At 64.9% G+C, this 24,217-nt stretch carries 24 protein-coding genes; 14 read left to right on the top strand and 10 right to left on the bottom strand.

Annotated elements, in window-relative coordinates; translation table 11 throughout:
* Positions 1 to 35: 35 nt before the first annotated feature.
* Both A3AS_RS0100410 and A3AS_RS0100405 read left to right on the top strand, forming a co-directional pair.
* The gene (locus A3AS_RS0100410) at positions 36 to 722 is read left to right on the top strand and encodes an aldolase (RefSeq protein WP_018315623.1); all 687 of its coding nucleotides are present in this window, start codon (positions 36 to 38) and stop codon (positions 720 to 722) included.
* A 385-nt stretch (positions 723 to 1,107) separates the two neighbouring features.
* Complete coding sequence (locus tag A3AS_RS0100405) at positions 1,108 to 1,509, top strand: hypothetical protein (RefSeq protein ID WP_018315622.1); 402 nt, start codon at positions 1,108 to 1,110, stop codon at positions 1,507 to 1,509.
* 16 nt (positions 1,510 to 1,525) lie between these two features.
* On the opposite strand, the gene A3AS_RS0100400 is transcribed toward A3AS_RS0100405, so the two are convergent.
* The 6 genes from A3AS_RS0100400 to A3AS_RS0100375 form a co-directional block, all read right to left on the bottom strand.
* Positions 1,526 to 2,230 carry an ABC transporter ATP-binding protein gene (locus A3AS_RS0100400; protein WP_018315621.1) on the bottom strand — a complete coding sequence of 235 codons (705 nt, stop codon included), beginning with the start codon at positions 2,228 to 2,230 and terminating at the stop codon, positions 1,526 to 1,528.
* Positions 2,214 to 2,945 carry an ABC transporter ATP-binding protein gene (locus A3AS_RS0100395; RefSeq protein WP_018315620.1) on the bottom strand — a complete coding sequence of 244 codons (732 nt, stop codon included), beginning with the start codon at positions 2,943 to 2,945 and terminating at the stop codon, positions 2,214 to 2,216. Before A3AS_RS0100395 ends, A3AS_RS0100400 begins: the two co-directional genes overlap by 17 nt.
* Positions 2,942 to 3,925 carry a branched-chain amino acid ABC transporter permease gene (locus A3AS_RS0100390; RefSeq protein ID WP_018315619.1) on the bottom strand — a complete coding sequence of 328 codons (984 nt, stop codon included), beginning with the start codon at positions 3,923 to 3,925 and terminating at the stop codon, positions 2,942 to 2,944. Before A3AS_RS0100390 ends, A3AS_RS0100395 begins: the two co-directional genes overlap by 4 nt.
* Complete coding sequence (locus tag A3AS_RS0100385) at positions 3,925 to 4,758, bottom strand: branched-chain amino acid ABC transporter permease (protein WP_245283139.1); 834 nt, start codon at positions 4,756 to 4,758, stop codon at positions 3,925 to 3,927. Before A3AS_RS0100385 ends, A3AS_RS0100390 begins: the two co-directional genes overlap by 1 nt.
* Before the next feature lie 195 nt (positions 4,759 to 4,953).
* A complete protein-coding gene (locus A3AS_RS0100380) occupies positions 4,954 to 6,198 on the bottom strand; it encodes an ABC transporter substrate-binding protein (protein ID WP_026201530.1) in 1,245 nt (414 codons plus the stop codon).
* Between the two features lie 89 nt (positions 6,199 to 6,287).
* Positions 6,288 to 7,103, bottom strand: coding sequence for a putative hydro-lyase (locus tag A3AS_RS0100375; protein WP_018315616.1), 816 nt, complete (start codon positions 7,101 to 7,103; stop codon positions 6,288 to 6,290).
* Positions 7,104 to 7,222: 119 nt separating this feature from the next.
* Between A3AS_RS0100375 and A3AS_RS0100370 the strand changes: the two genes are divergently transcribed.
* The 4 genes from A3AS_RS0100370 (at position 7,223) to A3AS_RS0100355 (ending at position 11,570) form a co-directional block, all read left to right on the top strand.
* Positions 7,223 to 8,140 carry a LysR family transcriptional regulator gene (locus A3AS_RS0100370; RefSeq protein ID WP_018315615.1) on the top strand — a complete coding sequence of 306 codons (918 nt, stop codon included), beginning with the start codon at positions 7,223 to 7,225 and terminating at the stop codon, positions 8,138 to 8,140.
* Between the two features lie 33 nt (positions 8,141 to 8,173).
* Positions 8,174 to 9,424 (top strand): Zn-dependent hydrolase, encoded by a 1,251-nt coding sequence (locus A3AS_RS0100365; RefSeq protein ID WP_018315614.1) that lies wholly within the window; start codon positions 8,174 to 8,176, stop codon positions 9,422 to 9,424.
* A gap of 12 nt (positions 9,425 to 9,436) precedes the next feature.
* Positions 9,437 to 10,348 (top strand): NAD(P)-dependent oxidoreductase, encoded by a 912-nt coding sequence (locus A3AS_RS0100360; protein WP_018315613.1) that lies wholly within the window; start codon positions 9,437 to 9,439, stop codon positions 10,346 to 10,348.
* 148 nt (positions 10,349 to 10,496) lie between these two features.
* On the top strand, positions 10,497 to 11,570 hold the full coding sequence (locus A3AS_RS0100355) for a malate/lactate/ureidoglycolate dehydrogenase (protein ID WP_018315612.1): 1,074 nt from the start codon (positions 10,497 to 10,499) through the stop codon (positions 11,568 to 11,570).
* A 183-nt stretch (positions 11,571 to 11,753) separates the two neighbouring features.
* On the opposite strand, the gene A3AS_RS0100350 is transcribed toward A3AS_RS0100355, so the two are convergent.
* Positions 11,754 to 12,827, bottom strand: coding sequence for a tartrate dehydrogenase (locus A3AS_RS0100350; RefSeq protein ID WP_018315611.1), 1,074 nt, complete (start codon positions 12,825 to 12,827; stop codon positions 11,754 to 11,756).
* Positions 12,828 to 12,981: 154 nt separating this feature from the next.
* Here A3AS_RS0100350 and A3AS_RS0100345 point away from each other — a divergent pair, with 154 nt between their 5' ends.
* Complete coding sequence (locus A3AS_RS0100345) at positions 12,982 to 13,758, top strand: SDR family oxidoreductase (protein WP_018315610.1); 777 nt, start codon at positions 12,982 to 12,984, stop codon at positions 13,756 to 13,758.
* Between the two features lie 122 nt (positions 13,759 to 13,880).
* Positions 13,881 to 15,299, top strand: coding sequence for an amidase (locus tag A3AS_RS0100340; RefSeq protein WP_018315609.1), 1,419 nt, complete (start codon positions 13,881 to 13,883; stop codon positions 15,297 to 15,299).
* Between the two features lie 184 nt (positions 15,300 to 15,483).
* On the opposite strand, the gene A3AS_RS0100335 is transcribed toward A3AS_RS0100340, so the two are convergent.
* Together A3AS_RS0100335 and A3AS_RS0100330 are read right to left on the bottom strand one after the other, a co-directional pair.
* Positions 15,484 to 16,590 carry an amino acid ABC transporter permease gene (locus A3AS_RS0100335; protein ID WP_018315608.1) on the bottom strand — a complete coding sequence of 369 codons (1,107 nt, stop codon included), beginning with the start codon at positions 16,588 to 16,590 and terminating at the stop codon, positions 15,484 to 15,486.
* 2 nt (positions 16,591 to 16,592) lie between these two features.
* Positions 16,593 to 17,780, bottom strand: coding sequence for an amino acid ABC transporter permease (locus tag A3AS_RS0100330; protein ID WP_018315607.1), 1,188 nt, complete (start codon positions 17,778 to 17,780; stop codon positions 16,593 to 16,595).
* 89 nt (positions 17,781 to 17,869) lie between these two features.
* Between A3AS_RS0100330 and A3AS_RS0100325 the strand changes: the two genes are divergently transcribed.
* The 4 genes from A3AS_RS0100325 to A3AS_RS0100310 all read left to right on the top strand — a co-directional run bounded on the left by A3AS_RS0100325 (position 17,870) and on the right by A3AS_RS0100310 (position 21,917).
* Complete coding sequence (locus A3AS_RS0100325; RefSeq protein ID WP_018315606.1) at positions 17,870 to 18,742, top strand: MurR/RpiR family transcriptional regulator; 873 nt, start codon at positions 17,870 to 17,872, stop codon at positions 18,740 to 18,742.
* A 3-nt stretch (positions 18,743 to 18,745) separates the two neighbouring features.
* Positions 18,746 to 20,095, top strand: a complete 1,350-nt coding sequence (locus A3AS_RS0100320; protein WP_018315605.1) for an aspartate aminotransferase family protein — start codon at positions 18,746 to 18,748, stop codon at positions 20,093 to 20,095.
* Between the two features lie 10 nt (positions 20,096 to 20,105).
* Positions 20,106 to 21,119 carry an amino acid ABC transporter substrate-binding protein gene (locus A3AS_RS0100315; RefSeq protein WP_018315604.1) on the top strand — a complete coding sequence of 338 codons (1,014 nt, stop codon included), beginning with the start codon at positions 20,106 to 20,108 and terminating at the stop codon, positions 21,117 to 21,119.
* Between the two features lie 147 nt (positions 21,120 to 21,266).
* A complete protein-coding gene (locus A3AS_RS0100310; protein ID WP_018315603.1) occupies positions 21,267 to 21,917 on the top strand; it encodes an aspartate/glutamate racemase family protein in 651 nt (216 codons plus the stop codon).
* On the opposite strand, the gene A3AS_RS0100305 is transcribed toward A3AS_RS0100310, so the two are convergent.
* On the bottom strand, positions 21,914 to 22,561 hold the full coding sequence (locus A3AS_RS0100305) for a TetR/AcrR family transcriptional regulator (protein ID WP_018315602.1): 648 nt from the start codon (positions 22,559 to 22,561) through the stop codon (positions 21,914 to 21,916). The genes A3AS_RS0100310 and A3AS_RS0100305 overlap by 4 nt on opposite strands.
* Before the next feature lie 155 nt (positions 22,562 to 22,716).
* Here A3AS_RS0100305 and A3AS_RS0100300 point away from each other — a divergent pair, with 155 nt between their 5' ends.
* Together A3AS_RS0100300 and A3AS_RS0100295 are read left to right on the top strand one after the other, a co-directional pair.
* Positions 22,717 to 22,926 carry a ferredoxin gene (locus A3AS_RS0100300; RefSeq protein WP_007607931.1) on the top strand — a complete coding sequence of 70 codons (210 nt, stop codon included), beginning with the start codon at positions 22,717 to 22,719 and terminating at the stop codon, positions 22,924 to 22,926.
* 54 nt (positions 22,927 to 22,980) lie between these two features.
* Positions 22,981 to 24,201, top strand: a complete 1,221-nt coding sequence (locus A3AS_RS0100295; RefSeq protein ID WP_018315601.1) for a cytochrome P450 — start codon at positions 22,981 to 22,983, stop codon at positions 24,199 to 24,201.
* The last annotated feature ends 16 nt before the right edge of the window (positions 24,202 to 24,217 follow it).

Here is a 24,217-nt window from a genome sequence, read left to right as displayed (position 1 = left end):
CTTGGCCGCGCTGCCAAAGCGTGAGACAAGCGGGCATGACGGCCATGAGAACCGAAACGAGCAACGAGACGAGGCTGCGCGAGGATATCTGCCGCTTCGGACGGTCCCTGTTCGAGCGCGGGCTGACGCCCGGCTCCTCCGGCAATATCAGCGTCCGGCTGGACGGCGGCGGCTGGCTGGTGACGCCGACCAATGCCTCGCTCGGCTTCCTCGATCCTGCGAAGCTGTCGCGGCTCGACGAGAACGGCCAGCTGGTGTCGGGCGATGCCCCGACCAAGGAAGTTCCACTGCACACCGCGCTCTATGACACGCGCGGCAGTGCACGCGCCATCGTGCATCTGCATTCGACACACTCGGTCGCGCTCTCGATGCTGCCCGAGATCGACCCGCGCGCCGCGCTGCCGCCGATGACGGCCTATTATCTGATGAAATGCGGCGCCACCGCGCTCGTGCCGTACTACCGCCCCGGCGATCCCGCGGTTGCGGAAGCGATCAAGGGCCTGGCGGGGAAATATTCATCGGTGCTGCTCGCCAATCACGGCCCGGTCGTTGCCGGCGACACGCTGGAAGCGGCGGTGTTCGCGACGGAGGAGCTGGAGGAGACGGCGAAGCTGTACCTGCTGCTGCGCGGGATGAACCCGCGCTATCTGTCGCCGGAGCAGGTGACGGATCTGGTGAAGGTGTTCGGAGTGACGCTGCCGGAGCATGGGCACGGGCATTAGCCCGGCTCTCACCTCGTCATTGCGGAGAATATGGCGACGGCCGCCCGCCACACCCACCGACGTCATCCTGAGGTGCGAGCCATGCGATGCATTCGCATCGCAAGGTGAAGCCTCGAAGGATGGGCTACAGGCGCTCGCGGCCCATCCTTCGAGGCGCGCAAGAGCGCGCACCTCAGGATGACGGCAGAGATCGTGGAACGAGACGATCGTAGCCCGCATGAGCAAAGCGATATGCGGGACCAGGGCCTTGGATATCGCTTTGCTCATCCGGGCTACGACACCGTCTGACACTGCCGGAATTGATTTGCATTGCCGGGATCGCGAGCACATGATCCCCCTGTAATTGACTGAAGGAGTTGTTTCATCGATCGCTGGGAGAATTGTCATGGATTTCAAAGTATCCTGCGCCTTCCTCTCTGCCGCCTGCTTTATTGTCTTGTCACTATCCGCAAACGCCCAGACGTCCGGGCGCGGCGGCGTCCCCGATCTCAAGGTCGAGGCCAACTGCAAGGCAACTCAGGAGATCGACAAGTCGCTGACCGAGCCGCAGTCCTACGAGGCCTGCATGAGCGACGAGCAGACCGCACAGCAACAGCTCGGGTCCATCTGGACGACAACGCCGGAGACAATTCGCATCCAATGCTACACCGAGGCCTCCGCCGGTGGCATCGAAAGCTATGTCGACCTGCTCTCTTGCATTCAGATGAATGGCTTCGGGCAACCCTCGGCACCAGCGCCGACGCTGCGTGGCGCAAGCAAGAACCGGAACAAGAAACAATCAGGATAGGGATCGTAGCGAGCGGCTACAATCCGAGATACGCCTTCCTCACGTCGGGATTGCCCCTGATCTCAGCCGCGGGGCCCTGCATCAGCACGCGGCCGGTTTGCAGGATGTAGGCGCGGTCGGCGATCTCCAGGCACTCGGCCATGCGCTGCTCGACGATCAGAACGGTCATGCCGGCATCGCGGATGCGCTTTACGGCCTGAAAAATCTCGTCGACCAGTTTCGGCATGATGCCCTGCGAGGGCTCGTCCAGCATCAACAGGCGCGGGCGCGTCATCAGCGCGCGGCCGATCGCCAGCATCTGCTGCTCGCCGCCGCTGAGCGTTTCGGCGCGCTGCTCCAGGCGTTCAGCCAGGCGTGGAAACAGCTGGAAGACGAGATCGAGCGGTCCTTCGCGGTTCGCTTCACCGCGGTAGAGATAGCTGCCGAGACGCAGATTATCGCGCACGGACAGACGCGGGAACAGGCGGCGATTCTCCGGCACATAGGCAATGCCGGTCGCCGTGATGTGGTGCTGCGCCATGCCGTCGAGGCGCTTGCCGTCGAACGTCACGGTACCTGAGCGCGGACGCTCGGCACCGGCGATGGATTTGAGCAGCGTAGACTTGCCCGCGCCATTGGCGCCGGCAACGCAGACGATCTCGCCCTTCTGAACCTCGATCGAGATCGAGGAGATCGCGACCAGGCCCTGATAGGCGGTCGTGACTTCACGCACCGACAGCATGACGATCTCCCAGATATGCGCTGATCACCTTGGGATCGCGAACGACATCGGCGGGCTTGCCCTCGACCAGCACCTTGCCGAGATCGAGCACGATGGCGCGATCAACCAGCGGCATCACGATTTCCATGACATGCTCGACCATCAACACGGTGATGCCGGCATCGCGCACCTTGCGCACCAGCGCGACACCGGTCTGCGCCTCGGTCGGCGTCAGGCCGGTGAGGACTTCGTCGAGCAGCAGCAGTTTCGGCTCGGTCGCGAGCGCACGGGCGACTTCGAGCCGGCGTTTCTCGGCCGGCACGAGGTCGCTCGCGAGCACGTCGGCACGCGCGGCAAGGCCGGTGAATTCCAACACCTCATGCGCCTTGCGACGGGCCTCGCGCATCACGGTGTTGCGCACGAGCGCACCGACGATGACGTTGTCGATGACGGTCATGGTCTCGAAGCTCTTGACCACCTGGAAGGTGCGCCCCACCCCGCGCTGGCAGCGCTCGGCCGCCGGCATGTGGGTGACGTCCTCGCCGTCGAATAGAATCGAGCCTTGCGTCGGGGGCAGAACGCCGGCGATGAGATTGAACAGCGTCGACTTGCCGGCGCCGTTCGGGCCGATCAGGCCGACGATCTCGCCGCGGCCGACCGAGATCGAGACGTCGCTGTTGGCCACGAGGCCGCCGAACCGCTGCCAGACGCCGCGGGTTTCAAGAAGCGCGGTCATCGTGCGGCCCCCGTCTTCTTCGGGCGTGAGAACAGGCTGAGCAGTCCCCGCGGCAAGGCCAGCGAGATCAGGACGATCAGCGTGCCATAGACGATGAGGTCGACACCGCGCCCGGAGCCGCCGAACTTGAAGCGGGTCAGCTCCGTCAGCGGGATCAGAATGGCGGCGCCGAGCACCGGGCCCCACAGGGTGCCGATGCCGCCGAGCACGGCGGGCAGCGCCATCAAGAGCGAAAACTGGAAGCCCATGACGCTTTCAGGATCGATGTAGGAGACGAACTGGGCATAGAAGCTGCCACCCACCGCGACCAGGAAGGCGGAGACGGCGGCCGCGCCCATCTTGGAATTGAAGACGTCGACACCGAGGCTTTCGGCCGCCTCCGGATTGTCCTTCACCGCCCGCCACCAAAATCCCCATTTGGAGTTCTCCAGCCACCAGGTGACGAACCAGGCGAGGCAGCACAGCGCCAGCGCGAAATAGAAGTATGGCAGCTTGGTGCGCAGGAACTGGAATTTCAGCCAGCTGTCGCCGCGGATCGGAATGGTGATGCCCATCGCAGCGCCCGCCCATTCCCAATTGTGGAACAGCAGCAGGCCGATCTCGGCGATGACGATGGTGGCGATCACGAAGTAATGGCCACGCAGGCGGAAGAACGGATAACCGAGCCCCATCGCGATCAGCGCCGACACCACGCCGCCCGCCAGCATGCCGAACCAGGGCAGCACGCCGAACTTCGTGAACAGCAGCTCGGTGGTGTAGGCACCCAGGCCGAAATACAGCGCGTGGCCGAGCGAGATCTGCCCGCAATAGCCGGACAGGATGTTCCAGCTCTGCGACAGGCCCGCATACATCAGCGTCAGGATCAGGATGTTCTGGACGACGACGTCCTTCACGAACAATGGTGTCAGCGCGGCAATCACGGCGAGCACCGCGGCGATGATGAGGTCGCGGCGGCGCCGCGCTGCAAAATCCTTGTCCATCAGATCGATCCGAACAGGCCGCGCGGCCGGATGAAGACGACCAGCAGATAGACCGCGTAGATGCCGACCGATTTCAGCGACGGCGGCAGCACCAGCGCGGTGGTCGCTTCGACGAGGCCGACGATGATGCCGCCGGCAAAGGCGCCGAACACGCTGCCGAAGCCGCCGAGCGCCACCGTGACATAGGCGATCAGCGCAAAGGACGCGCCGACATCGGGATAGATATAGAAGAAGCTTGCCATGATCGCTCCAGCGAGGCCGACCAGCGCGGCACCGAGGCCCCAGCCAAACGCGAACACGCGGTTCTTGTCGATGCCGACCAGCGCGACCGCACCGGGATCTTCACGGGTGGCTTCCAGCGCGCGGCCGAAATCGGTGCGGTGGATGAAGAAGTAGAGGCCGGCAAAGGCGAGGATCGAGACCAGCGCACCGACCAGCTGCGGCTCAGGCAGGAAGATGCCGCCGACCGAGATGGTTTTGCCGCCGAGCCAGGATTGCGGAATGCTGCGATAATCAGGCGTGAAGAAGAACTGCGCCAGACCCCGCATCACGATGGCAAGGCCGAAGGTGGTGAAGATCTGCACCATGCCGGCGTTGGCCTTGGCCCGCATGGCAAAGCGAACAATGAGCAGGTAGATCACCGCTCCGAAGATAAAGAGCGCCGCGGCGACCAACGGCGCCGACAGCAAGGGGTCGATCGCGAAGAAGGCGAACAGGAAGAAGGACAGATACATCGCGATCATCAGGAACTCGCCATGGGCGAAGTTCGTGACGTCCATCAGGCCGAAGATCAGCGCGAGGCCGACCGCGATCAGTCCGTACAGCAGGCCCATCAGGAGGCCGCTGGCAAGACTCTGGATAATGGCTTGGGCTGTCAAAAGTCTGTCCCCCGAAATAGATCCTCATCCCGAGGAGCGCGCACAAGCGCGCGTCTCGAAGGATGGCCCAGCCCTCGTCCTTCGAGACGCGGGCTACGCCCGCTTCTCAGGATGAGGGCGGGAGCTGCATCTGAGCTCCCGCGTCCAGTCTTACTTCATCGGCCAGACCGCCTCGGCGATCGCGGCCTGCGGCGGGAAGATGGTGACGAACTTGCCGCCGATATACTGCAGCAGCACCGGGTCGGCGTCGTTGTTCTGGCCCATCTCGTCGAACTTGACGCGCTTCCAGGGCATGATGGTCTGCTCGCCCGGGATGTCGGTCGCGGCCAGCGCATCACGGATCTTCTCGCCGTCGGTCGACTTGGCGCGGCTGATGGCGTCGGCAAGGATGATCAGGCCCATGAACTGGCGCGAGGTGAGGTCGTTGAAGTCCTTGCCCGACCGCGTCTTGAACATCTCGTTGATCTTGCCGACCATCGGGCGCTTCTGCGCGAGGTCGAGCGAGAAGGTGCCGCGCGAAATCACGCCTTCGAGCTTGTCGCCGACGGCATCGTACAGCGCCTTCTCGGAGAAGCCGGCGTCCTGCGCCACGATCGCGTTCGGCTTGTAGCCGAGCTCGGCCATGGTCTTGACCAGGAGGATGCCGTCGGTGGTGTAGCTCGAGGGCATCAGCACGTCGGCATTCGCGGACTTGAGCTGCTGCACCTCGGCCGAGAGCGAGGGCGAGTTGGCGCGATACTTGATGTCGGTGACGATCTTGTAGGCGCGCTCGCCGGCGATCTTGGCCTGGGCGTTGCCGGAATCGGTGCCGAAGATCGTGTCCTCGTGGAACAGCGACAGCGTCTCGATCTTGGTGCCCTTCTTCTTCATGGCGTCGAAGAAGTCGAACATCGCGGCCGAATACATCTCGTCATGCGGCGCGGCGCGGAAATAATACTTCAGGCCGCGGCGATGCAGGCTCGGCGAGGAATTGTCGGCCGACACGAACGGGACCTGGTAGCGCTCGCAGATCTGGCTGACGGTGACGGCGACGGCGCTCTGATAGGTGCCGATGATGGCGGAGACCTTCTCCTGCGTGATCAGGCGCTCGGCTTCGGCGCGGCCCTTCTGCGGATCGGCCTGGTGATCGGCGAACACGAGGCGGACTTTTGCGCCGCCGAGGCCCGGCAGGCCCTCGCCCTTCGCCAGCGGCAGGTCGAAATCGGTGTCCTTGTTGATGACCTCGAGCGCGGTCTCATAGGCCTTCTGCGCGTCGACGCCCTGCTGCGCGCTGCCGCCGGAGAACGGATAGATGACGCCGATCACGACTTCCGAAGTCTGGGCGCGTGCGGCGAGCGGCACCAGTGCAGCGGTCGCGGTGGCTCCCAACAACACGTCGCGGCGAGTGATCGTCATGGCAAAGTCCCCTGTTACTGAATTTCGTCTGATCGGATGAAGCGATTGATGGATGCGGTAAAGCCCGAAGAAGCAGCAAACGCTGCCCACTAAATCACGGCCATGGTCCTGTTCTTGAGATCCGTCACCAGCATCAGGCCGGGCGAATGCGTGATCGCGAACGGAAGCTTGGCGGCGTTGATCACCGATTGCGGCGTCACGCCGCAGGCCCAGAACACCGGAATCTCGTCGTCGGCGACCGGCACCGGATCGCCGTAGTCCGGCTTGGCGATGTCCTTGATGCCGATCAGATGCGGATGGCCGAGATGGACCGGCGCGCCGTGCACGGCGGGATAGCGCGAGGTGATCTGCACCGCGCGGATCGCATCCGCCGGCTTGAACGGACGCATCGAGACCACCATGGGACCGGCGAACGGACCGGCCTCGCCGCAGGCGATGCTGGTACGATACATCGGCACGCGCACATTGCGCTCGATGTGCCGGATCGGCATGCCCTCGTCGAGCAAGGCTTCCTCGAACGAGAAGGAGCAGCCGAGCACGAAGGTCACGAGATCATCGCGCCAATGCTTCGTCACATCGGTCGGCTCGTCGACGACCTCGCCGTCGCGCCAGACGCGGTAGCGCGGCACGTCGGTGCGGATGTCGAGATCGGCGCCGAGCGAAGGGACGAAAGGACTGCCGACATCGGACATGCCGATGATCGGGCACGGCTTCGGATTGAGCTGGCAGAAGCGATGAAAGGCGCTGGCATATTCCGCCGGCAGGATCGCCAGATTGCCCTGGACGAAGCCGGGGGCGACGCCGGCGGTGGAGGCGACCAGCCCTTGCCGATAGGCAAGCCGCGCCTTGCGGCTCGGAAGGGCGTCGGGCGTTTCAGTTTGCTGCACTGCCACCAAAACAGTCATGTAATCGACCTGCCTATAAACTCGACAAAGACAGCCAACACCAAGCGTGCTATAAAGTCTAATCGTCCTTTCTAATCGATATCGATAAATTCATTTTATCGACGAGGAAAATCCTTCCAATGCTGGACTTCAGGTCGATCGAGACTTTTCTCTGGGTCGTAAAGCTCGGCAGCTTCCGTGGCGCTGCAGCACGGCTCAACACGACCCAGCCGGCGATCTCCCAGCGCATCGCCCAGCTCGAGCGCGAGATGGGCGTCAAGCTCCTCAACCGCGACCACCGCGTCGCCTCGCCGACACCGAGCGGCCGGCAGATGATGGTCTATGCGGAAAAGCTGATCGGCCTGCGCGCCCAGATGATGGCGGAGATCGGCGATCGTTCGGCGATGAGGGGCGTGATGCGGCTCGGCGTCGCCGAGACCATCGTGCACACCTGGCTGCCGCGCCTCGTGAAGAGCGTGAACCAGGTCTATCCGAACCTGTCGCTGGAGATCGAGGTTGACATCACGCCCAACCTCACCGCGCGCCTGCTCGCGCAGGAGATCGAGCTTGCCTTCGTGGTCGGACCGCTGTCGGCGTCCGGCGTGCATAATCGCGTGCTCGCCGATTACCCGATCGGCTTCCTCGCAAGCCCTTCGCTCGGCCTCGGCAAAGGCCGGGTGACACCGGCGGAGCTTGCGCGATTTCCGATCATCACCTTCCCGCGCAAGACCAAGCCTTACGAGGTCGTGCGCGAGGTATTCGACCGGCCGGAGCTGCCGCCGATCCGGCTGCACGCGTCCGCATCGCTCGCGACCGTCATCCACATGGCGGTCGAAGGCCTCGGCGTCGCCGTGATCCCCGACGCGATCGTCGAGAACGAGCTCGCCGACGGCCGGCTGCAGCTGCTCGACACCGATCTGGCGATCGCACCGCTGACATTCACCGCGAGCTGGCTCGCCTCGCCCGACGTCGTCGCCGTGGAGCGCGTCGCCGAGCTTGCACGGCAGATTGCGCAGAGCAGCCTCGCAGTTGACGCGCCCGCGCTGGCGCGTCATTGAAAAAGGCGCCGGACAATCGAGAGACCCCACCGCATGAGCCGAGCCGCCACCAATCTGCAAATCGATTCCGCCCGCCTCTGGGGCTCCATCCACGAGACCGCGCAATTCGGCGCGACGGCCAAAGGCGGCGTGCGGCGGCTGACACTGAGCAGCGAAGACAAGCTGGTGCGCGACTGGTTCCGCAAGGCATGCGAGGACGCCGGGCTCGAAGTGCACACCGACGCGCTCGGCTCACAGTTCGGCCTGCGCAAGGGCCGCGACATGTCGAAGCCGCCCGTCGGCATCGGCTCGCATCTCGACACCCAGCCGACCGGCGGCAAGTATGACGGCATTCTGGGCACGCTCGGCGCACTTGAAGTGATCCGCACGCTGAACGATGCCGGCATCGAGACCGAAGCGCCGATCTGCGTCGTCAACTGGACCAACGAGGAAGGCTCGCGCTTCGCACCCGCGATGATGGCCTCCGCCGCCTATGTCGGCGACTTCACCACCGACGACATTTTGTCGCGCAAGGACGCCGAGGGCACGACCGTCGGCCAGGCGCTGGACAGCATCGGCTATCGCGGCGACAAGCCGGTCGGCTTCCAGAAGCTCGGCTGTTTCGTCGAGCTGCATATCGAGCAGGGCCCGATTTTGGAGGCCGAAGGCAAGACCATCGGCGTGGTCGATTCCGGCCAGGGCGTGCTGTGGTACGACGGCAAGATCTCCGGTTTCGAGAGCCATGCCGGATCGACGCCGATGCCGCTGCGGCGCGACGCGCTGGCGACGTTGTCGGAGATCGTGCTGGCGATGGAATCCATCGCGAAGAAGCACGGCCCGAACGCGGTCGGCACCATCGGCGAAGCCGTGATCGCAAATCCCTCGCGCAACGTCATTCCCGGCGAGATCGCCTTCACCATGGATTGCCGCAGCGCGGACGGCGCCATCATGGACGCGCTCGATCGCGATCTGCGCGCCGCGATTGCCGAAATCGCCGCGCGCCGCAAGGTCGAGGTCAAGATCGACCTGGTCTGGCGCAAGCCGCCGACGCATTTCGATCCCAAGCTGATCTCGGCAGTCGAGAACGCGGCAAAGACGCTCGGTTATTCCTCGCGCCGCATCACCTCCGGCGCCGGCCACGACGCCTGCAACCTCAACACGATCATGCCGGCGGCGATGGTGTTCGTGCCCTGCAAGGACGGCATCAGCCACAACGAGCTGGAGGATGCCACGCAGGGCGACTGCACTGCCGGCACCAACGTTCTCATGCATACCGTGCTGGCGATCGCCGGCGTCGCGTCCTGACCGGAGAGAGCCATGCGCGGAGTTTTCGTCGACGCCAATGAAGCGCTTGCCGTGATCATGGAACGGCTGGAGAAGCCCGGGGATCCCAAGGTACGGATCCACAGGGATCCCGATATCAAGCCCGAGCAATACCCTGAAATCCTCGACGGCGCCGAGATCGCCATCGTCGATCACACCGCGCTGCCGACCGAGGTGGCGAAGAAATGTGCGGGGCTGAAGCACGTCGTGTTCCTCGGCACCGGCGCGCGCAGCTACATGAACCCGGAGGAGCTGTCAGAACTCGGCATCTCCGTGCACCTGATCAAGGGCTATGGCGACACCGCGGTCGCTGAATCCGCAATCGCGCTGATGTGGGCCTCGGCCCGCGTCATCGCGATGATGGATCGCGAGATGCGCGGCGGCAACTGGCTGCGCGAAGACGGTATGCAGCTCACCGGCAAGACGCTCGGCCTGATCGGCTTCGGCGGCATCGCCGCCGAGGTCGCGCGTATTGCGTCCGGCAGCGGCATGAAGGTGATCGCCTGGAATCGCTCGCCGAAGAGCCATCCGGGCGTGGAATTCACCGATCTCGATAGCCTGCTGGCAAGGAGCGACGTCGTGTCGCTGCACCTGCTGCTCAACGACGAGACGCGCGGCATGATCACGCGCGACAAGATCGCAAAGATGAAGCCGGGCGTCATCTTCGTGAACACCGCCCGCGCCGCGATCGTCGACGAGCAGGCGATGATCGACGCGCTGAAATCGGGCCACATGCGCCATGCCGGCCTCGACGTCTTCAACACCGAGCCTCTGCCCGGCGATCATCCGCTGACAAAAATTCCGAACGTGACGCTGTCGGCGCATTCCGCCTTCCGCACGCCGGAGGCGAGCGAGAACCTGATTGAAGCCGCATTGGTTCATTGCCGCCGCATCGTGAATTCGTAGGGTGGGTTAGCCTTGCAGGTGCGCAAAGCGCATCTGCGAGGCGTAACCCACCTCTTTAGTTTCCGCGGAGACAGAAGTGGTGGGTTACGCCTTCGGCTAACCCACCCTACGCTCCCCGCCAAATTGTGAAAGGATAAGAGCAATAACAATGGCCGACTATCGCACCATCAAGGTAGAGCCGCTCACCAACGCCATCCGCGCCATCGTCAAGGCGGGCGGGTCTTCGGACCGCGAAGCCGAGCTCGTGGCCACCAATCTGGTCGAGGCCAACCTCAAGGGCCATGACTCCCACGGCGTCGGCATGATCCCGCGCTATGTCCAGAGCGTCACCAATGGTGGCCTCGCCGTGAACGCGCACGTCAAGATCGTGCTCGACACGGGGCCGCTCCTCACCCTCGACGGCCTCACCGGCTACGGCCAGGTGATCGGTCATGAAGCCATGGAGCTGGCAGCCGAACGCGCTAAGCGAAACGGCGTGTGCCTCGTCGGCCTCTCCAATTCGCATCACATCGGTCGCATCGGCCACTGGGCTGAGCAGTGCATCGACCACGGATTGGTCTCGATCCACTTCGTCAACGTCATTTCCCGCCCGATCGTGGCGCCCTGGGGCGGCAGCGATGCGCGCCACGGCACCAACCCGTTCTGCGTCGGCATCCCGCGCGCCGGCAAGGACCCGATCGTGCTCGACTTCGCCACCAGCCGGATCGCGCAGGGCAAAACCCGCGTCGCCCACAACAAGGGCGTCGCGCTGGAGCCAGGCACCATCATCGACAATGAAGGCAAGCCCACCACCAACCCGCGCTACACCGTGATCCCGCCGCATGGCGCGATCCTGCCGTTCGGCGAGCACAAGGGCTCGGGGCTCGCGCTCGTGTGCGAAATCCTCGGCGGCGCGCTCTCCGGCGGGCAGGTGGTCAAGGGCCCCTCCGACGGCAAGTACAACGTCCTCAACGGCATGCTCTCGATCGTCATCGATCCCGGCAAGCTCGGCACCGGCGAAAACCTCGCGCGCGAAGTCGAGAGTTTTGTTGCCTGGCAAACCGGCTCGCCGCCTGCCCCCGGCGTCGACAAGGTCAGAATCGCCGGCGAGCCCGAGCGCGAGACCAAGGAGAAGCGCCTTGCCGAAGGCATTCCGGTCGATCCGACCACCTGGCAGGAGATCATCGAGGCCGGGAAGAAGTTCGGGCTGGATCAGGCCGCGATCGAGAACATCGCTGGCTGAAAGGCGCGGGGCACGCCTCTCTTCCCTTCTCCCCTTGTGGGAGAAGGTGGCGCGAAGCGCCGGATGAGGGGTTCGTGCCGCGAAAAATTTTTGAGAGGTTTAACTCCGCGGAGAGATACCCCTCACCCGTCTCGCCGCTACGCGGCGAGCCACCCTCTCCCACAAGGGAGAGGGTAAAGAGCCTCAATCCACCATATCCGCGACAGCCTTGCCGCAGGCCGTGGTGTCGGCGTTGCCGCCGAGGTCCTTGGTGCGGAGCGTCCGCTCGGCCAGCGTGCGCTCGATCGCCTCGACGATCGATTGGCCGGCTTCCTTCTCGCCGAGATGCTCGAGCATCATGGCGCCCGACCAGATCGCGCCGATCGGGTTGGCGACGCCTTGGCCGGCGATATCAGGCGCCGAGCCGTGCACCGGCTCGAACACCGAGGGGAAATCGCCCTCGGGGTTGATATTGCCTGACGGCGCGATGCCGATCGTCCCGGTGCAGGCCGGGCCGAGGTCGGAGAGGATGTCGCCGAACAAATTGGAGCCGACCACGACGTCGAACCAATCCGGATGCAGCACGAAATTCGCGGTGAGAATGTCGATGTGGTACTTGTCCCACTTCACGCCCGGAAACTTCTTCGCCATCGCTTCAACGCGCTCGTCCCAATAGGGCATGGTGATGGAGATGCCGTTGGACTTGGTCGCCGAGGTCAAATGCTTCTTCGGCCGCGACTGCGCGAGCTCGAAGGCGAACTTCAGGATGCGGTCGACGCCGGTGCGGGTCATCACCGTCTGCTGGGTGACGAACTCGCGGTCGGTGTCGGGGAACATGCGGCCGCCGACGGAGGAATATTCACCTTCGGTGTTCTCGCGCACCACCCAGAAATCAATGTCGCCGGGCTTGCGGCCCGCCAGCGGCGACGGCACGCCGGGCATCAGCCGCACCGGGCGCAAATTCACGTACTGGTCGAACTCCCTGCGGAACTTGATCAGCGAGCCCCATAGCGAGACGTGGTCCGGGATCTTGGCCGGCCAGCCGACCGCGCCGAAATAGATCGCATCGTGCTTGCCGATCTTCTCCTTCCAGTCGTCAGGCATCATCTGGCCGTGCTTCTCGTAATAGTCCCAGGACGAGAAGTCGAAATGGTCGAATTGCAGGGAGACCCCATGCTTCTTCGCCGCGGCCTCCAGGACGCGCAGGCCCTCGGGCATCACTTCCTTGCCGATGCCGTCGCCGGGAATGACCGCGATCCGGTATTGTTTCTTGCTCATCGAGAACGTCCTTGGTTGGTCCGGCAGTCGCCGCCTTTTGACCGCATTGCAATGGACCAAACGCAGCGGCAGTGCAACGCTGCACTGCAATGTTGACCATGGCGCGGCCAAGCGCCTACTGATTTCATCCTGTTCCTATCCTGCGAGTACCCTCATGGATCTGCATCTGCGTGGCAAGCGCGTCCTGATCACCGGCGCGTCCAAGGGCATTGGCGCCGCCGCCGCCGAAGCGTTTGCCGAGGAAGGCGCGCACCTCCTGCTCGCCGCCCGCAACGGCGACCAGCTCAAGGCGCTGGCCGAGCGCCTGCGTTCCGCCCACCAGATCGATGCCGCAACGAGCATCGTCGATCTTCGCAAGGCCGAGGATCTGGCGCGGCTTGCGAAGGAAGCCGCCGACATCGACGTGCTCGTCAACAATGCGGGCGACATCCCCGGCGGCTCGATCGACAAGATCGACGAGGCGACCTGGCGTCACGCCTGGGAATTGAAGGTGTTCGGCTATATCAACCTGACGCGGCAGATCTACGCGCAGATGAAGGCGAAGAGCGGCGGCGTGATCGTCAACGATATCGGCGCAGCCGGCGAAAAGTTTGACGCCAATTACATCTGCGGCAGCGCCGGCAATGCCGCGTTGATGGCCTTCACCCGCGCGCTCGGCGGAAAAAGTCTCGCCGACAACATCCGCGTGGTCGGCATCAATCCCGGCCCCGTCGGCACCGATCGCCACGTCACCCTGCTCAAGACGCGGGCCAAGCACCAGTTCGGCGACGAGAACCGCTACAAGGAATTCCAGAAGAGCCTGCCGCTCGGCCGTCCCGCGCATGCGCGCGAGATCGGCGATCTCATGGCGTTCCTGGCATCGGACCGCGCCGGCTATACGTCGGGCGTGATCTACACGGTGGACGGCGGCATCAGCGCTGGCTGGGGCTAACTCTATCCGCATCATTGCGAGCGAAGCGAAGCAATCCAGATTGTTGCCGCGGAGGGACTCTGGACTGCTTCGTCGCTTCGCTCCTCGCAATGACGAACACAATAAGCACAGGAGTAAAGTAATTGTCTCAAGACCTGATCCGTGAAACCGCCTGCGCCGTCGTCGACAAGCTGCGGTCCGGCGATGTCTCGCCGCTCGAGCTGCTCGATGTCGTGGAGAAGCGCATCAGTGAGGTCGACGGCAAGGTGAACGCGCTGCCGATCCTGTGTTTCGAGCGCGCGCGGGACAGCGCCAAGGCCCTGATGCGGAAACCCGCCGGCGCGCGGGGGCTGCTCGCGGGCCTGCCGGTGCCGATCAAGGACCTGACCGACGTTGCGGGCGCGTTGAACACGCAGGGCTCGCCGATCTTCAAGGACAATATCCCCGCCAAGTCCGACCTTATGGTCGAGAATCTCGAGGCCAACGGCGCGGTCGTCTACGCCAAATCCAACACGCCGGAATTCGGCGCCGGCGCCAACACTTTCAATGAAGTGTTCGGCGCAACCCTCAATCCCTGGGATACTTTAAAATCTGCGGCGGGCTCTTCCGGCGGCGCGGCCGTGGCGCTGGCCACCGGCATGGCCTGGCTGGCGCAAGGCTCCGACATGGGCGGCAGCTTGCGCAGCCCCGCGGCTTTCTGCGGCGTAGTCGGCATGCGCCCGAGCATCGGCCGCGTCGCACATACCCCCAAATCCGGCATCGATCGCAATCTCGGCGTGGTCGGCCCGATGGCGCGCAGCGTCGAGGATCTCGCGCTGCTGCTGGATGCGATGAGCGGCGATTATGCGGACGATCCGCTGTCGCTGCCGGCGCCCACGACCTCGTTCCTGTCGGCGGCTCAGTCCGGCAAGAAGCCGAAGCGCATCGCCTATTCGCCCGATCTCGGCATCACGCCTGTCGATCCCGAGGTGAAGGCGATCACGCGCAAGGCGGCGGAACGCTTTGCCGAGGCTGGCGCCATCGTCGAGGAGGCGCATCCGGACTGGCGCGAGGCGCATGAATGCTTCCACGTTCTGCGCGCCTTCGATTTCGCGATCACCAAGGCCAATCTGCTGCGCACCAAGCGCGACCTGCTCAAGCCCGAGGTGATCTGGAACATCGAGGAAGGCCTCAAGCTGACGGTCGAGCAGCTCGAACGCGCCGAGGCCCAGCGCGTCGGCATGACGGCGCGCGCGGTCGAGTTCTTCAAGACCTACGATTTGCTGCTGACGCCGACCACGATCGTGCCGCCCTTCCCGATCGAACACCGCTATGTCGCCGAATGCGCCGGCAAAAGGTTCGACAATTACGTCGAGTGGCTCGGCATCGTCTACGCCATCACGCTCGCCTGCTGCCCCTCGCTGTCGCTGCCATGCGGCTTCACGGCGTCGGGCCTGCCGGTCGGGGTGCAGGTGGTCGGTGCACCAAGGGGCGATGCGCAGGTGCTCGCGGGCGCGAAGGTGCTGGAGGATATTCTGGGTCTGCGCGGCACCACGCCAATCGATCCGAAGGTGAGGAAGTAATTCCACTCTACACCGCGCGCTCCGTACCACCCTCTCCCCTTGTGGGAGAGGGTGGCTCGCCGCATAGCGGCGAGACGGGTGAGGGGNATCTCTCCACAAGGGACTCCCTCGCCGTCTGAATTCGACGATAGAACCCCTCATCCGACGCTTCGCGCCACCTTCTCCCACAAGGGGAGAAGGAAGATCACCTCCCACCCGTCGCTTCCAGGCTACGGCTGTACCGCGACATCGCGAAGCAGAACACAAAGTAGATCGCAGCGACGAAGATATAGACCTCGACCGAAAACTGTTGCCACGCAGGATCGATGATCGCCGTCTTCGCCGTCGTGAGCAGATCGAAAATGCCGATGATGAGGACGAGGCTGGTGTCCTTGAAGAATGCGATGAAGGTGTTGACCAGCGGCGGGATGACATGGCGGATCGCCTGCGGCAGGATGATCAGCCGGTTCTTGCGCCAGTAGGACAGCCCGAGCGCGTCCGCCGCTTCATACTGCCCGCGTGGCACGGCCTGAAGGCCGCCGCGGATGACTTCGGCGAGGTAGGCGCCCGCAAACAGGATGATCGCGATCTGTGCGCGGAGCAGCTTGTCGATGTTGAATCCGCTGGGCATGAACAGCGGAAACATCACGCTTGCCATGAACAATAGGCTCACCAGCGGCACGCCGCGGATCAGCTCGACATAGAGCACGCTGAGCGAGCGGATCGCCGGCAGCTTCGAACGCCGACCGAGCGCGACGAGGATGCCGAGCGGGAAGCCGAAGGCCAATCCAAACGTCGCCAGTATCAGCGTCACCGGCAGACCACCCCAGCGATCCTGCGAGACGAAGGAAAGGCCGAGCACGCCGCCCCACATCAGCACGCTGATGAGCGCGAGCGCGCCGATCCAGAGATAGATGAGTTCGCGCCGCCACAAAACGCGACGGGTCGAGAGAAAGTACAGTGCGATGAACAGCACGACCGACAGCGCCGGCCGCCACTGCTCGTCGAACGGATAGGTGCCGAACAGGATGAAGCGGTACTTTTCCGGAATGATCGCCCAGCAGGCGCCGAGGCCGCGGACCGCACGGCAGGCGCTGGAATCGTTCGCCGGGGTCAGCCAGACGGCATTGGCGATGCCCCACTGGACGAAGCTGAAGATGCCCTTGGCGAGGATCGCCAGCAGCACGACGGTGAGGATGCCGCTCGGGATCGACGAGAACAAATTGGTGCGCAGCCAGCGCAACGCCGGATTCCCCATCTGCGGGCGGCGGGCGGCGCGCGGCACTTCCGGCATGTCGGCGATCGCGGTCATGCTCAGCGCTCCACCAGCGCAATGCGCGAATTGTACCAGTTCATGAAGAAGCTGATGGAAAGGCTGATGGTCAGGAACACCGCCATGATCAGCGCGATCGCCTCGATCGCCTGCCCGGTCTGGTTCAGCGTGGTGTTGGCGATCGAGACCACGTCCTGGTAGCCGATCGCGACCGCGAGCGAGGAATTCTTGGTCAAATTGAGGTACTGGCTCGTCATCGGCGGCACGATGACGCGCAGCGCCTGGGGCAGGATGATCTGCCGCAGCATGAAGCTGCGGCGCAGGCCCAGCGCATTGGCGGCATCCCACTGCCCGCGCGGCACCGACTGGATGCCGCTGCGCACGATCTCGGCAATGAAGGCCGAGGTGTAGGTGACGAGTGCGATCAGCAGCGCGAAATATTCCGGCGCGAGCGTCAGCCCGCCGACGAAGTTGAAGCCGCGCAGCTCCGGCCACTCGATCTTCCAGGACACGCGAAGCAGTACGGACACCAGCACGGGCAACGCGATGATGAAGCTCACCGCAAAGGGCCATACCGGCCGCGGTTTGCCGTCGCGCATCTGCTGCACGATCAGCCATCGCCGGATGAGATAGACCACGGCAAGGCCGAACACCGCCGTGCCGAGCACCCAAAGCTGCGGCGGGCCAAGCGGAATGGCCGGCAGGATCAGGCCGCGATTGGACAGGAACACGCCCTCGACCGGCCGCCATGCCGCGCGCGCGGCGGGCAGCGCCTGCATCAGCACGTACCAGAACAGGAGTTGAAGCAGCAGCGGGATGTCGCGGAGCGTTTCGACATAGACGGCGGCAAGTCGTGACAGCAGCCAGTTGGCCGACAGTCGCGAGATGCCGATCAGGGTGCCCAGGATGGTTGCGAGCACGATGCCGATCACGGCGACGCGCAAGGTGTTGCCGATGCCGACGACGAAGGCCCAGAGATACGTGTCTCTCGGATTATAGGCGAGCAAGCTGTCGGCGATGGGCATGCCGGCCTCGCGTCCGAGGAAGGCAAAACCGGTCGTGATGCGGCGCGCCGAAAGGTTGGTGACGGTGTTGGACCAGAGAAAGCCGATGACCGCGAGCGCGATCCCGACCACCAGCACCTGCCAGAACAGGCCCTGCAGCTCGCGGCGTCCCCATGCGCCAAACAGGCGGCGGCGCGGTGGCGGTCTCGGCGTGTCCGATGTCACGGCACAAAAACCCTTCTCGAGAGGCAGCGATTTCCGGGCGGCGCACGTCAACTGTTGCACCAATCTATATTTCGTGCAACAAATGTTTCATGGTCGAGTCCGCGAAATCCTCGCCTCTGAGCGAACTGCGCATTGCATTGCCATCGCTGCCGATGCGGCTGCAGGAAGTCGGGCGCTTCGTCGCCGCCAACGATTATGACGCCACCACCCGTTCGATGCGCGACCTCGCGGCCGAAGCCGGCGCCGATCCCGCCGCGTTCACGCGGCTCGCCAAGGCGATCGGTTATTCGGGCTGGGACGAATTGCGCGCGGCGCTGACCGAGGCGCGGCGACCATCGCAGACCTCGCCCTTCTCCGGCCGCGCCAGAAGCCGCCGGCCCGGTCCGAATGCCGATGTCGCGCTCGTCACCGACAAGCTCGAGGCTGAGGCCGCCGGCCTACCGCGCATTCCGGCGCAACCGATCGCGGAGGCCGCGCGCTCCCTGCATGAGGCCAAGCGGATCTGGATTGCCGGCTATCGCAGCTGCCGCAGCGTTGCCGAGCTCCTGAACTACGAGCTTCGGCTGTTCCGCCCCGAGCAGGTGCAACTCGTCGGCGTGTCCGGCCCCGACGATCTCGACCTCGGCGCCTTCCGGCCGGGCGAAGCCGTCATCGTCATCGGCTTCCTGCCGTACACCCATGCGAGCGTCCGCGTCGCGCAAGCCGCTCATCACAGCGGCGCGACGCTGATTGCCATCGCGGACACCCTCTCTGCGCCGATGGCCGAGGGCGCCGACCATTTGCTGCTGTTCGAGGCGGCCTCCTCTCCCGGCTTCTTCCCGAGTCTCACCGGCGCGATCGCGATCGCGCAGTCGCTGGCTGCCGTGACGTTCTCGCTCGGCGGCGCCGCCGCGAAGAAGCGCCTGGAGAATACCGAGGCGCGGCTCACCGCTGCCTCCATCTACGTCTCAGAGAAAGGTTGACCCATGGCCGCTCGCACCAGCCGCGTGCTGCACCGCTCACTCCGCGAGACGCCGCCCAAGGCGATCGGCGGCGAAGGCATCTATCTCTTTGCCGAGGACGGGCGGCGCATCATCGACGCCTCCGGCGGTGCGGCAGTCTCCTGCCTCGGCCATCAGCATCCACGCGTGATCGCGGCGATGGCAAAGCAGGCCTCAACGCTGGCCTACGCGCATACTGCTTTCTTCTCCTCCGAGCCCGCCGAGGCTCTCGCCGAGACGCTGGTCGGCCATGAGCCGGGTGGTCTTGCCTACGCCTATTTCGTCAGCGGCGGGTCCGAGGCGATCGAAGCGAGCATCAAGCTCGCGCGCCAATATTTCATCGAGCGCGGCGAGCCGCAGCGGCAACATTTCATCGCACGGCGGCAGAGCTACCACGGCAACACGCTGGGCGCCCTCGCCGCCGGCGGCAACGCCTGGCGGCGCGCGCCCTATGCGCCGCTGCTCTCGGCCGCCTTCAGCCATGTGACGCCGGCATTTGCCTATCACGAGAAGCGCGACGGCGAATCCGATGCGCAGTTCGTGGCGCGGCTGGCGGCGGAGCTCGAAGCGGAATTTCAGCGGCTCGGTCCCAACACGGTCGCGGCGTTCCTCGCCGAGCCGGTCGTCGGCGCCACCGCCGGCGCGGTAACGGCACCGGACGGCTACTTCAGGGCGGTGCGCGAGATCTGCGACCGGCACGGCGCGCTGCTCATCCTCGACGAGGTCATGTGCGGCATGGGCCGCACCGGCACCACGCATGCCTGGGAGCAGGAAGGCGTCGCGCCCGACATCCAGGCGATCGCCAAGGGGCTCGGCGGCGGCTACCAGCCGATTGGGGCGATGCTCGCGAGTGGCAAGATCATCGAGACCATCCGCGCCGGCTCGGGCGCCTTTCAGCACGGCCACACTTATCTTGCACATCCCCTCGCCTGCGCCGCCGCACTGGCGGTGCAGCAGGTGATCCGCGAGGACGGCCTGCTCGAGCGCGTCAAGGAGCGCGGCAAGCAGCTCGAACAGCGCCTGACCGAGCGCTTCGGCAATCACCGCCATGTCGGCGATATCAGGGGCCGTGGCCTGTTCTGGGCGATCGAGCTGGTCTCTGATCGCGCCAGCCGCACCTCGTTCGATCCTGCGCTCAAGCTCAATCAGAAGATCAAGGCGGAGGCCTTCGCCAATGGGCTCGGCTGCTATCCCGGCGGCGGCACTGTGGATGGCGTTCGCGGCGACCACGTGTTGCTGGCGCCGCCCTATATCGCCTCGGCGGACGAGATCGACCTGATCGTCGACAAGCTCGGCACGGCCGTCGACAACGTGTTGCGTAGTGTCAATCACTGAGGGGAGTAGCATGATGAGGAAAGTGGTTATCGCAGCGAGCGTGCTCGCTGCATCGACAATTGTCGCATCCGCCGCGACGCTCGACACGGTGAAGAGCCGCGGCACGCTGGTGTGCGGCGTCAGCGCCGGCTTTGCCGGTTTCTCCGCGCCCGACTCGCAGGGCAATTACAAAGGTCTCGACGTCGATTATTGCCGCGCGCTCGCGGCCGGCGTGCTGGGCGATGCCAGCAAGGTGCGCTACGTCTCTCTGACCGCGCAGAACCGCTTCACCGCCCTGCAGTCGGGCGAGATCGACGTGCTCTACCGCAACTCGACGCAGACCTATCTGCGCGGCGTGACGCTGGGCTTGCGGCAAGGTCCGATCAACTTCTACGACGGCCAGGGCTTTGTCGTGAAGAAGGATCTGGGCGTCAAGGACATCAAGGACCTCAAGGGCGCCACCGTCTGCGTGGCGCAGGGCACCACGCATGAGGTGACGCTCGGCGATTACGGCCGCGCCAACGGCATCGACTGGAAGCCGCTGGTGTTCGACCGCGTCGACACCATGTACCAGACCTTCTTCGGCGGCCGCTGCGATGCCATGACCCAGGACGCCTCCGCACTCGCCGGCGCCGTGACCACCGCCGCGCCGAACCCGGCCGATTACGTCGTGCTGCCGCAGACCATCAGCAAGGAGCCGCTCGGGCCCTTCACCCGCAACGGCGACGAGGTCTGGAGCGACATCATCACCTGGCTGCATTACGGCCTGATCGAGGCCGAGGAGCTCGGCGTCACGCAAGGCAATGTCGAGGAGATGGCGAAGTCGCAGACGCCCGCGATCCAGCGGCTGCTCGGCGCATCCGGCGACCTCGGCTCGCGGCTCGGGCTCGACAACAAATGGCTGGTCACCGCGATCAAGGCCACCGGCAATTACGGCGAGATCTACGAGCGCAATGTCGGCAAGGCGAGCCCGCTCAAGCTCGATCGCGGCCTCAACGGCCTCTGGAGCAAGGGCGGCTTGATGTACGCGGTGCCGTTCAAGTAAACCGTGATCGTGTCCCGGACGCGCTGCGGCGTGCAACGCCGCTGCGCAGAACCGGGACCCAGCGGCCACAATGGGCCCCGGCTCTGCAGCGCAATACTGCGCATTGCGCTGCGTCCGGGGCACGAGACCCATGGATAGCCACCTGAGATGACGACGTCCCCTCGCATCGCCCTGATCCACGCCCTCAAGCATTCCATCGCCCCGATCGAAGCGGCGTTCGCCAAGGCTTGGCCAGAGGCGCGGCTGATGAACCTGCTCGACGACAGCCTGTCGGCGGATCTGGCCCGCGACGGCGCGCTCAACGATGCCATGACCGAGCGCTTCCTCGCGCTCGGCGACTATGCGGCGGCGACCGGAGCGAACGGGATCCTGTTCACCTGCTCGGCCTTCGGCCCCTGTATCGAGGCGGTCGCGCGCGCGCATGCGCCGATGCCGGTGCTCAAGCCCAACGAAGCCATGATCGAGCGCGCGGTGACGATGGGCACGCGGATCGGCCTGCTGTCCACCTTTCCGCCGACCCTGGCCTCGATGCCGCCGGAGTTTCCTGCCTCCGTCCAGATCGTGCCGAAGCTTGCCGCGGGCGCGCTGGCGGCGCTCGATCGCGGCGACCGCGCTACGCACGACCGGCTGATTGTTGAAGCTTCGCGCGATTTGCGCGATTGCGACGTCATCGCGCTGGCACAGTTCAGCATCGCCTCGACGGCGCCTCTGGTGACGGAAGCAACCGGCCGTCCCGTCGTAACCACGCCTGACAGCGCGGTCGACAAGCTGATGAAGCTGCTGAAAGCGAAGGCTTAGGTATCTGTCGCTTTTCGACGCCGCGCGCCCTTGATGGCAGCGGCGAGCGCGGCCTTCGTTTCGCTGACGAAATCCTCGACCAGTTCCTCGCGCGTGGCGTGCGCGGCCTCGCCGGTGAACAGGCCCTGCTCGGCCAGCATCACCACGCCGTGCAACGCCGCCCAGATCTTGAGCGCCTGACGTTCGCGCAAATAGCCGACGGCGGGCGCTTCCAGGGCTTCGATCACGAGTGAGAAGGTCTCGCGCGTGGCCTCGTGCAGCTCGCTGCCCCTGTCGGCGCATGCCACGGTGCGGGACGCGAACATCAAGCGGTAGATGCCGTTGCGGCGCAGGCCAAACTCGAGCGTCGCCTGCGCCAGCCGCGACAGCTTTGATTGCTTCGACGTCCCAGCCATGGCCTCTCGCAAGATCGCGCTGAGCTGCCTGAACGCCTCCGCCGTCACCGCTGCAAGCAGCGCCTCGCGGTCGGCGAAATGTCGGTACGGCGCCGGCTGCGACACACCGAGCTGCTTTGCCAGCGCCTTGATGCTGATGGCCTCGGCGCCGCCCTGCTCCGCCTCGCGCAAAGCGGCCTTGACCAAGGCATCGCGAAGATCGCCATGATGGTAGGTGTTCGCGGGCTTGCGGGCGAGTTGTGAGCGCATGGTGGGGCGAACCTATAAGTTTGCGCTTGACAGGGAAAGCCTGTCGCGAATGTAATAGCATATAACTTAAAGCCGGCGGCGAATGCCGCGGATAAAATTGACATGAGGAACGCGCCGCCATCGGGCCACGCGCGGATACGACCGAGGATGCCGCCATGACAGAGCGACTGAGGGTTCACGTCGATCCCGACAAATGCCAGGGCCACGCGCGCTGCAAGGCCCTCGCGCCGGAACTTTTCGAGCTGGACGAATACGGCAACGCCCACGAAGCCGGCGACGGCACGGTCCCGCCGGGGCTCGAGGACAAGGCGTGGCTTGCCAAATCCAACTGCCCGGAAATCGCGATCGATGTGATCGAGGAGTAGCGCGCGGCCGCCCCCGCGTCCTTCCAGCGAACACGAGCCAAGGGATTCCCTGCCATGTCCGACGCCAGTCCGCCTGCCGCCCATCCGCCCGTCACCGACTGGGTCCATGATTTCGACCATACCGATCCGCAATGGACGGAGGATCCCTTCCCGATCTGGGACGAGCTGCGCGCAGCGAGCCCGGTCGTGCACACCGAGCGTTTCCTCGGCTGCTACATGCCGACGACCTATGAGGCGGTGCGCGAGATCGCCAACGACACCGAGCATTTCTCCTCGCGCCGCATCATCGTGCGCGACGTCCGTCCCGAGATCGCGAGGAACGCCGCCCCGCCGATCACCTCAGATCCGCCCGTGCACAAGCCGGCCAAGCAACTGTTGCTGCCGCCCTTCACGCCGGACGCGATGAAGAAGCTGGAACCGCGGATGCGCGCGATCTGCAACGAGCTGATCGACGGCTTCATCGCCGATGGCAAGGTCGACGCCGCCGCACGCTACGCCAAATATATCCCGGTTCGGGCCATCGCCCACATGCTCGGCATCCCCGAGAGCGACAGCGATCTCTTCATCAACTGGATCCACATGATCCTCGAGCTGGGCATCAAGGACGAGAGCAAGCTGCTCCAGGCCGTGCAGGAGATGAGCGCCTATTTCAGCGCGCATATCGAGGCGCGCAAGGACAAGCCGACCGACGATCTCATCTCCTACCTGATGAACGCCAAGGACAAGGAGGGCAACCCGCTCGAAGACTCGCACGTTCTTGGCTCGCTGCGCCTGCTCCTGATCGCCGGCATCGACACCACCTGGAGCGCGATCGGCTCCTCGCTCTGGCACCTCGCGAAGACGCCGGGGGACCGCGAGCGACTGATCGCCGAGCCGGGACTGATCCCGACCGCAGTTGAGGAACTGCTGCGCGCCTATTCTCCGGTGACGATGGCCCGCGAGGTGGTCAAGGAGACCACGATCTCGGGCTGCCCGGTCAAGGCGGGCAACATGGTGCTGCTGTCGTTCCCGGCCGCCAACCGCGATCCAAAGATGTTTCCGGACGCTGACAAAGTCGTGATCGACCGCCGCGAAAACCGGCACGCCGCCTTCGGCCTCGGCATTCACCGCTGCGTCGGTTCCAACCTGGCACGCATGGAGATGCAGGTTGCGCTGGAGGAATGGCTGAAACGCATTCCAGATTTCCGGCTCGATCCGGCAGGCGCGGTGACCTGGTCACAGGGCACGGTGCGGGGCCCCCGCCAGTTGCCATTCTTGCTCGGAAAGGCGATGTAGGCCTTTCCAGACAACG

Origin of the sequence: Bradyrhizobium sp. WSM2793, assembly GCF_000379585.1 — a bacterium.
Lineage (GTDB): Bacteria > Pseudomonadota > Alphaproteobacteria > Rhizobiales > Xanthobacteraceae > Bradyrhizobium.
The sequence above is the reverse complement of the archived record's forward strand: the minus strand, read 5'-3'. Positions and strand labels throughout refer to the sequence as shown.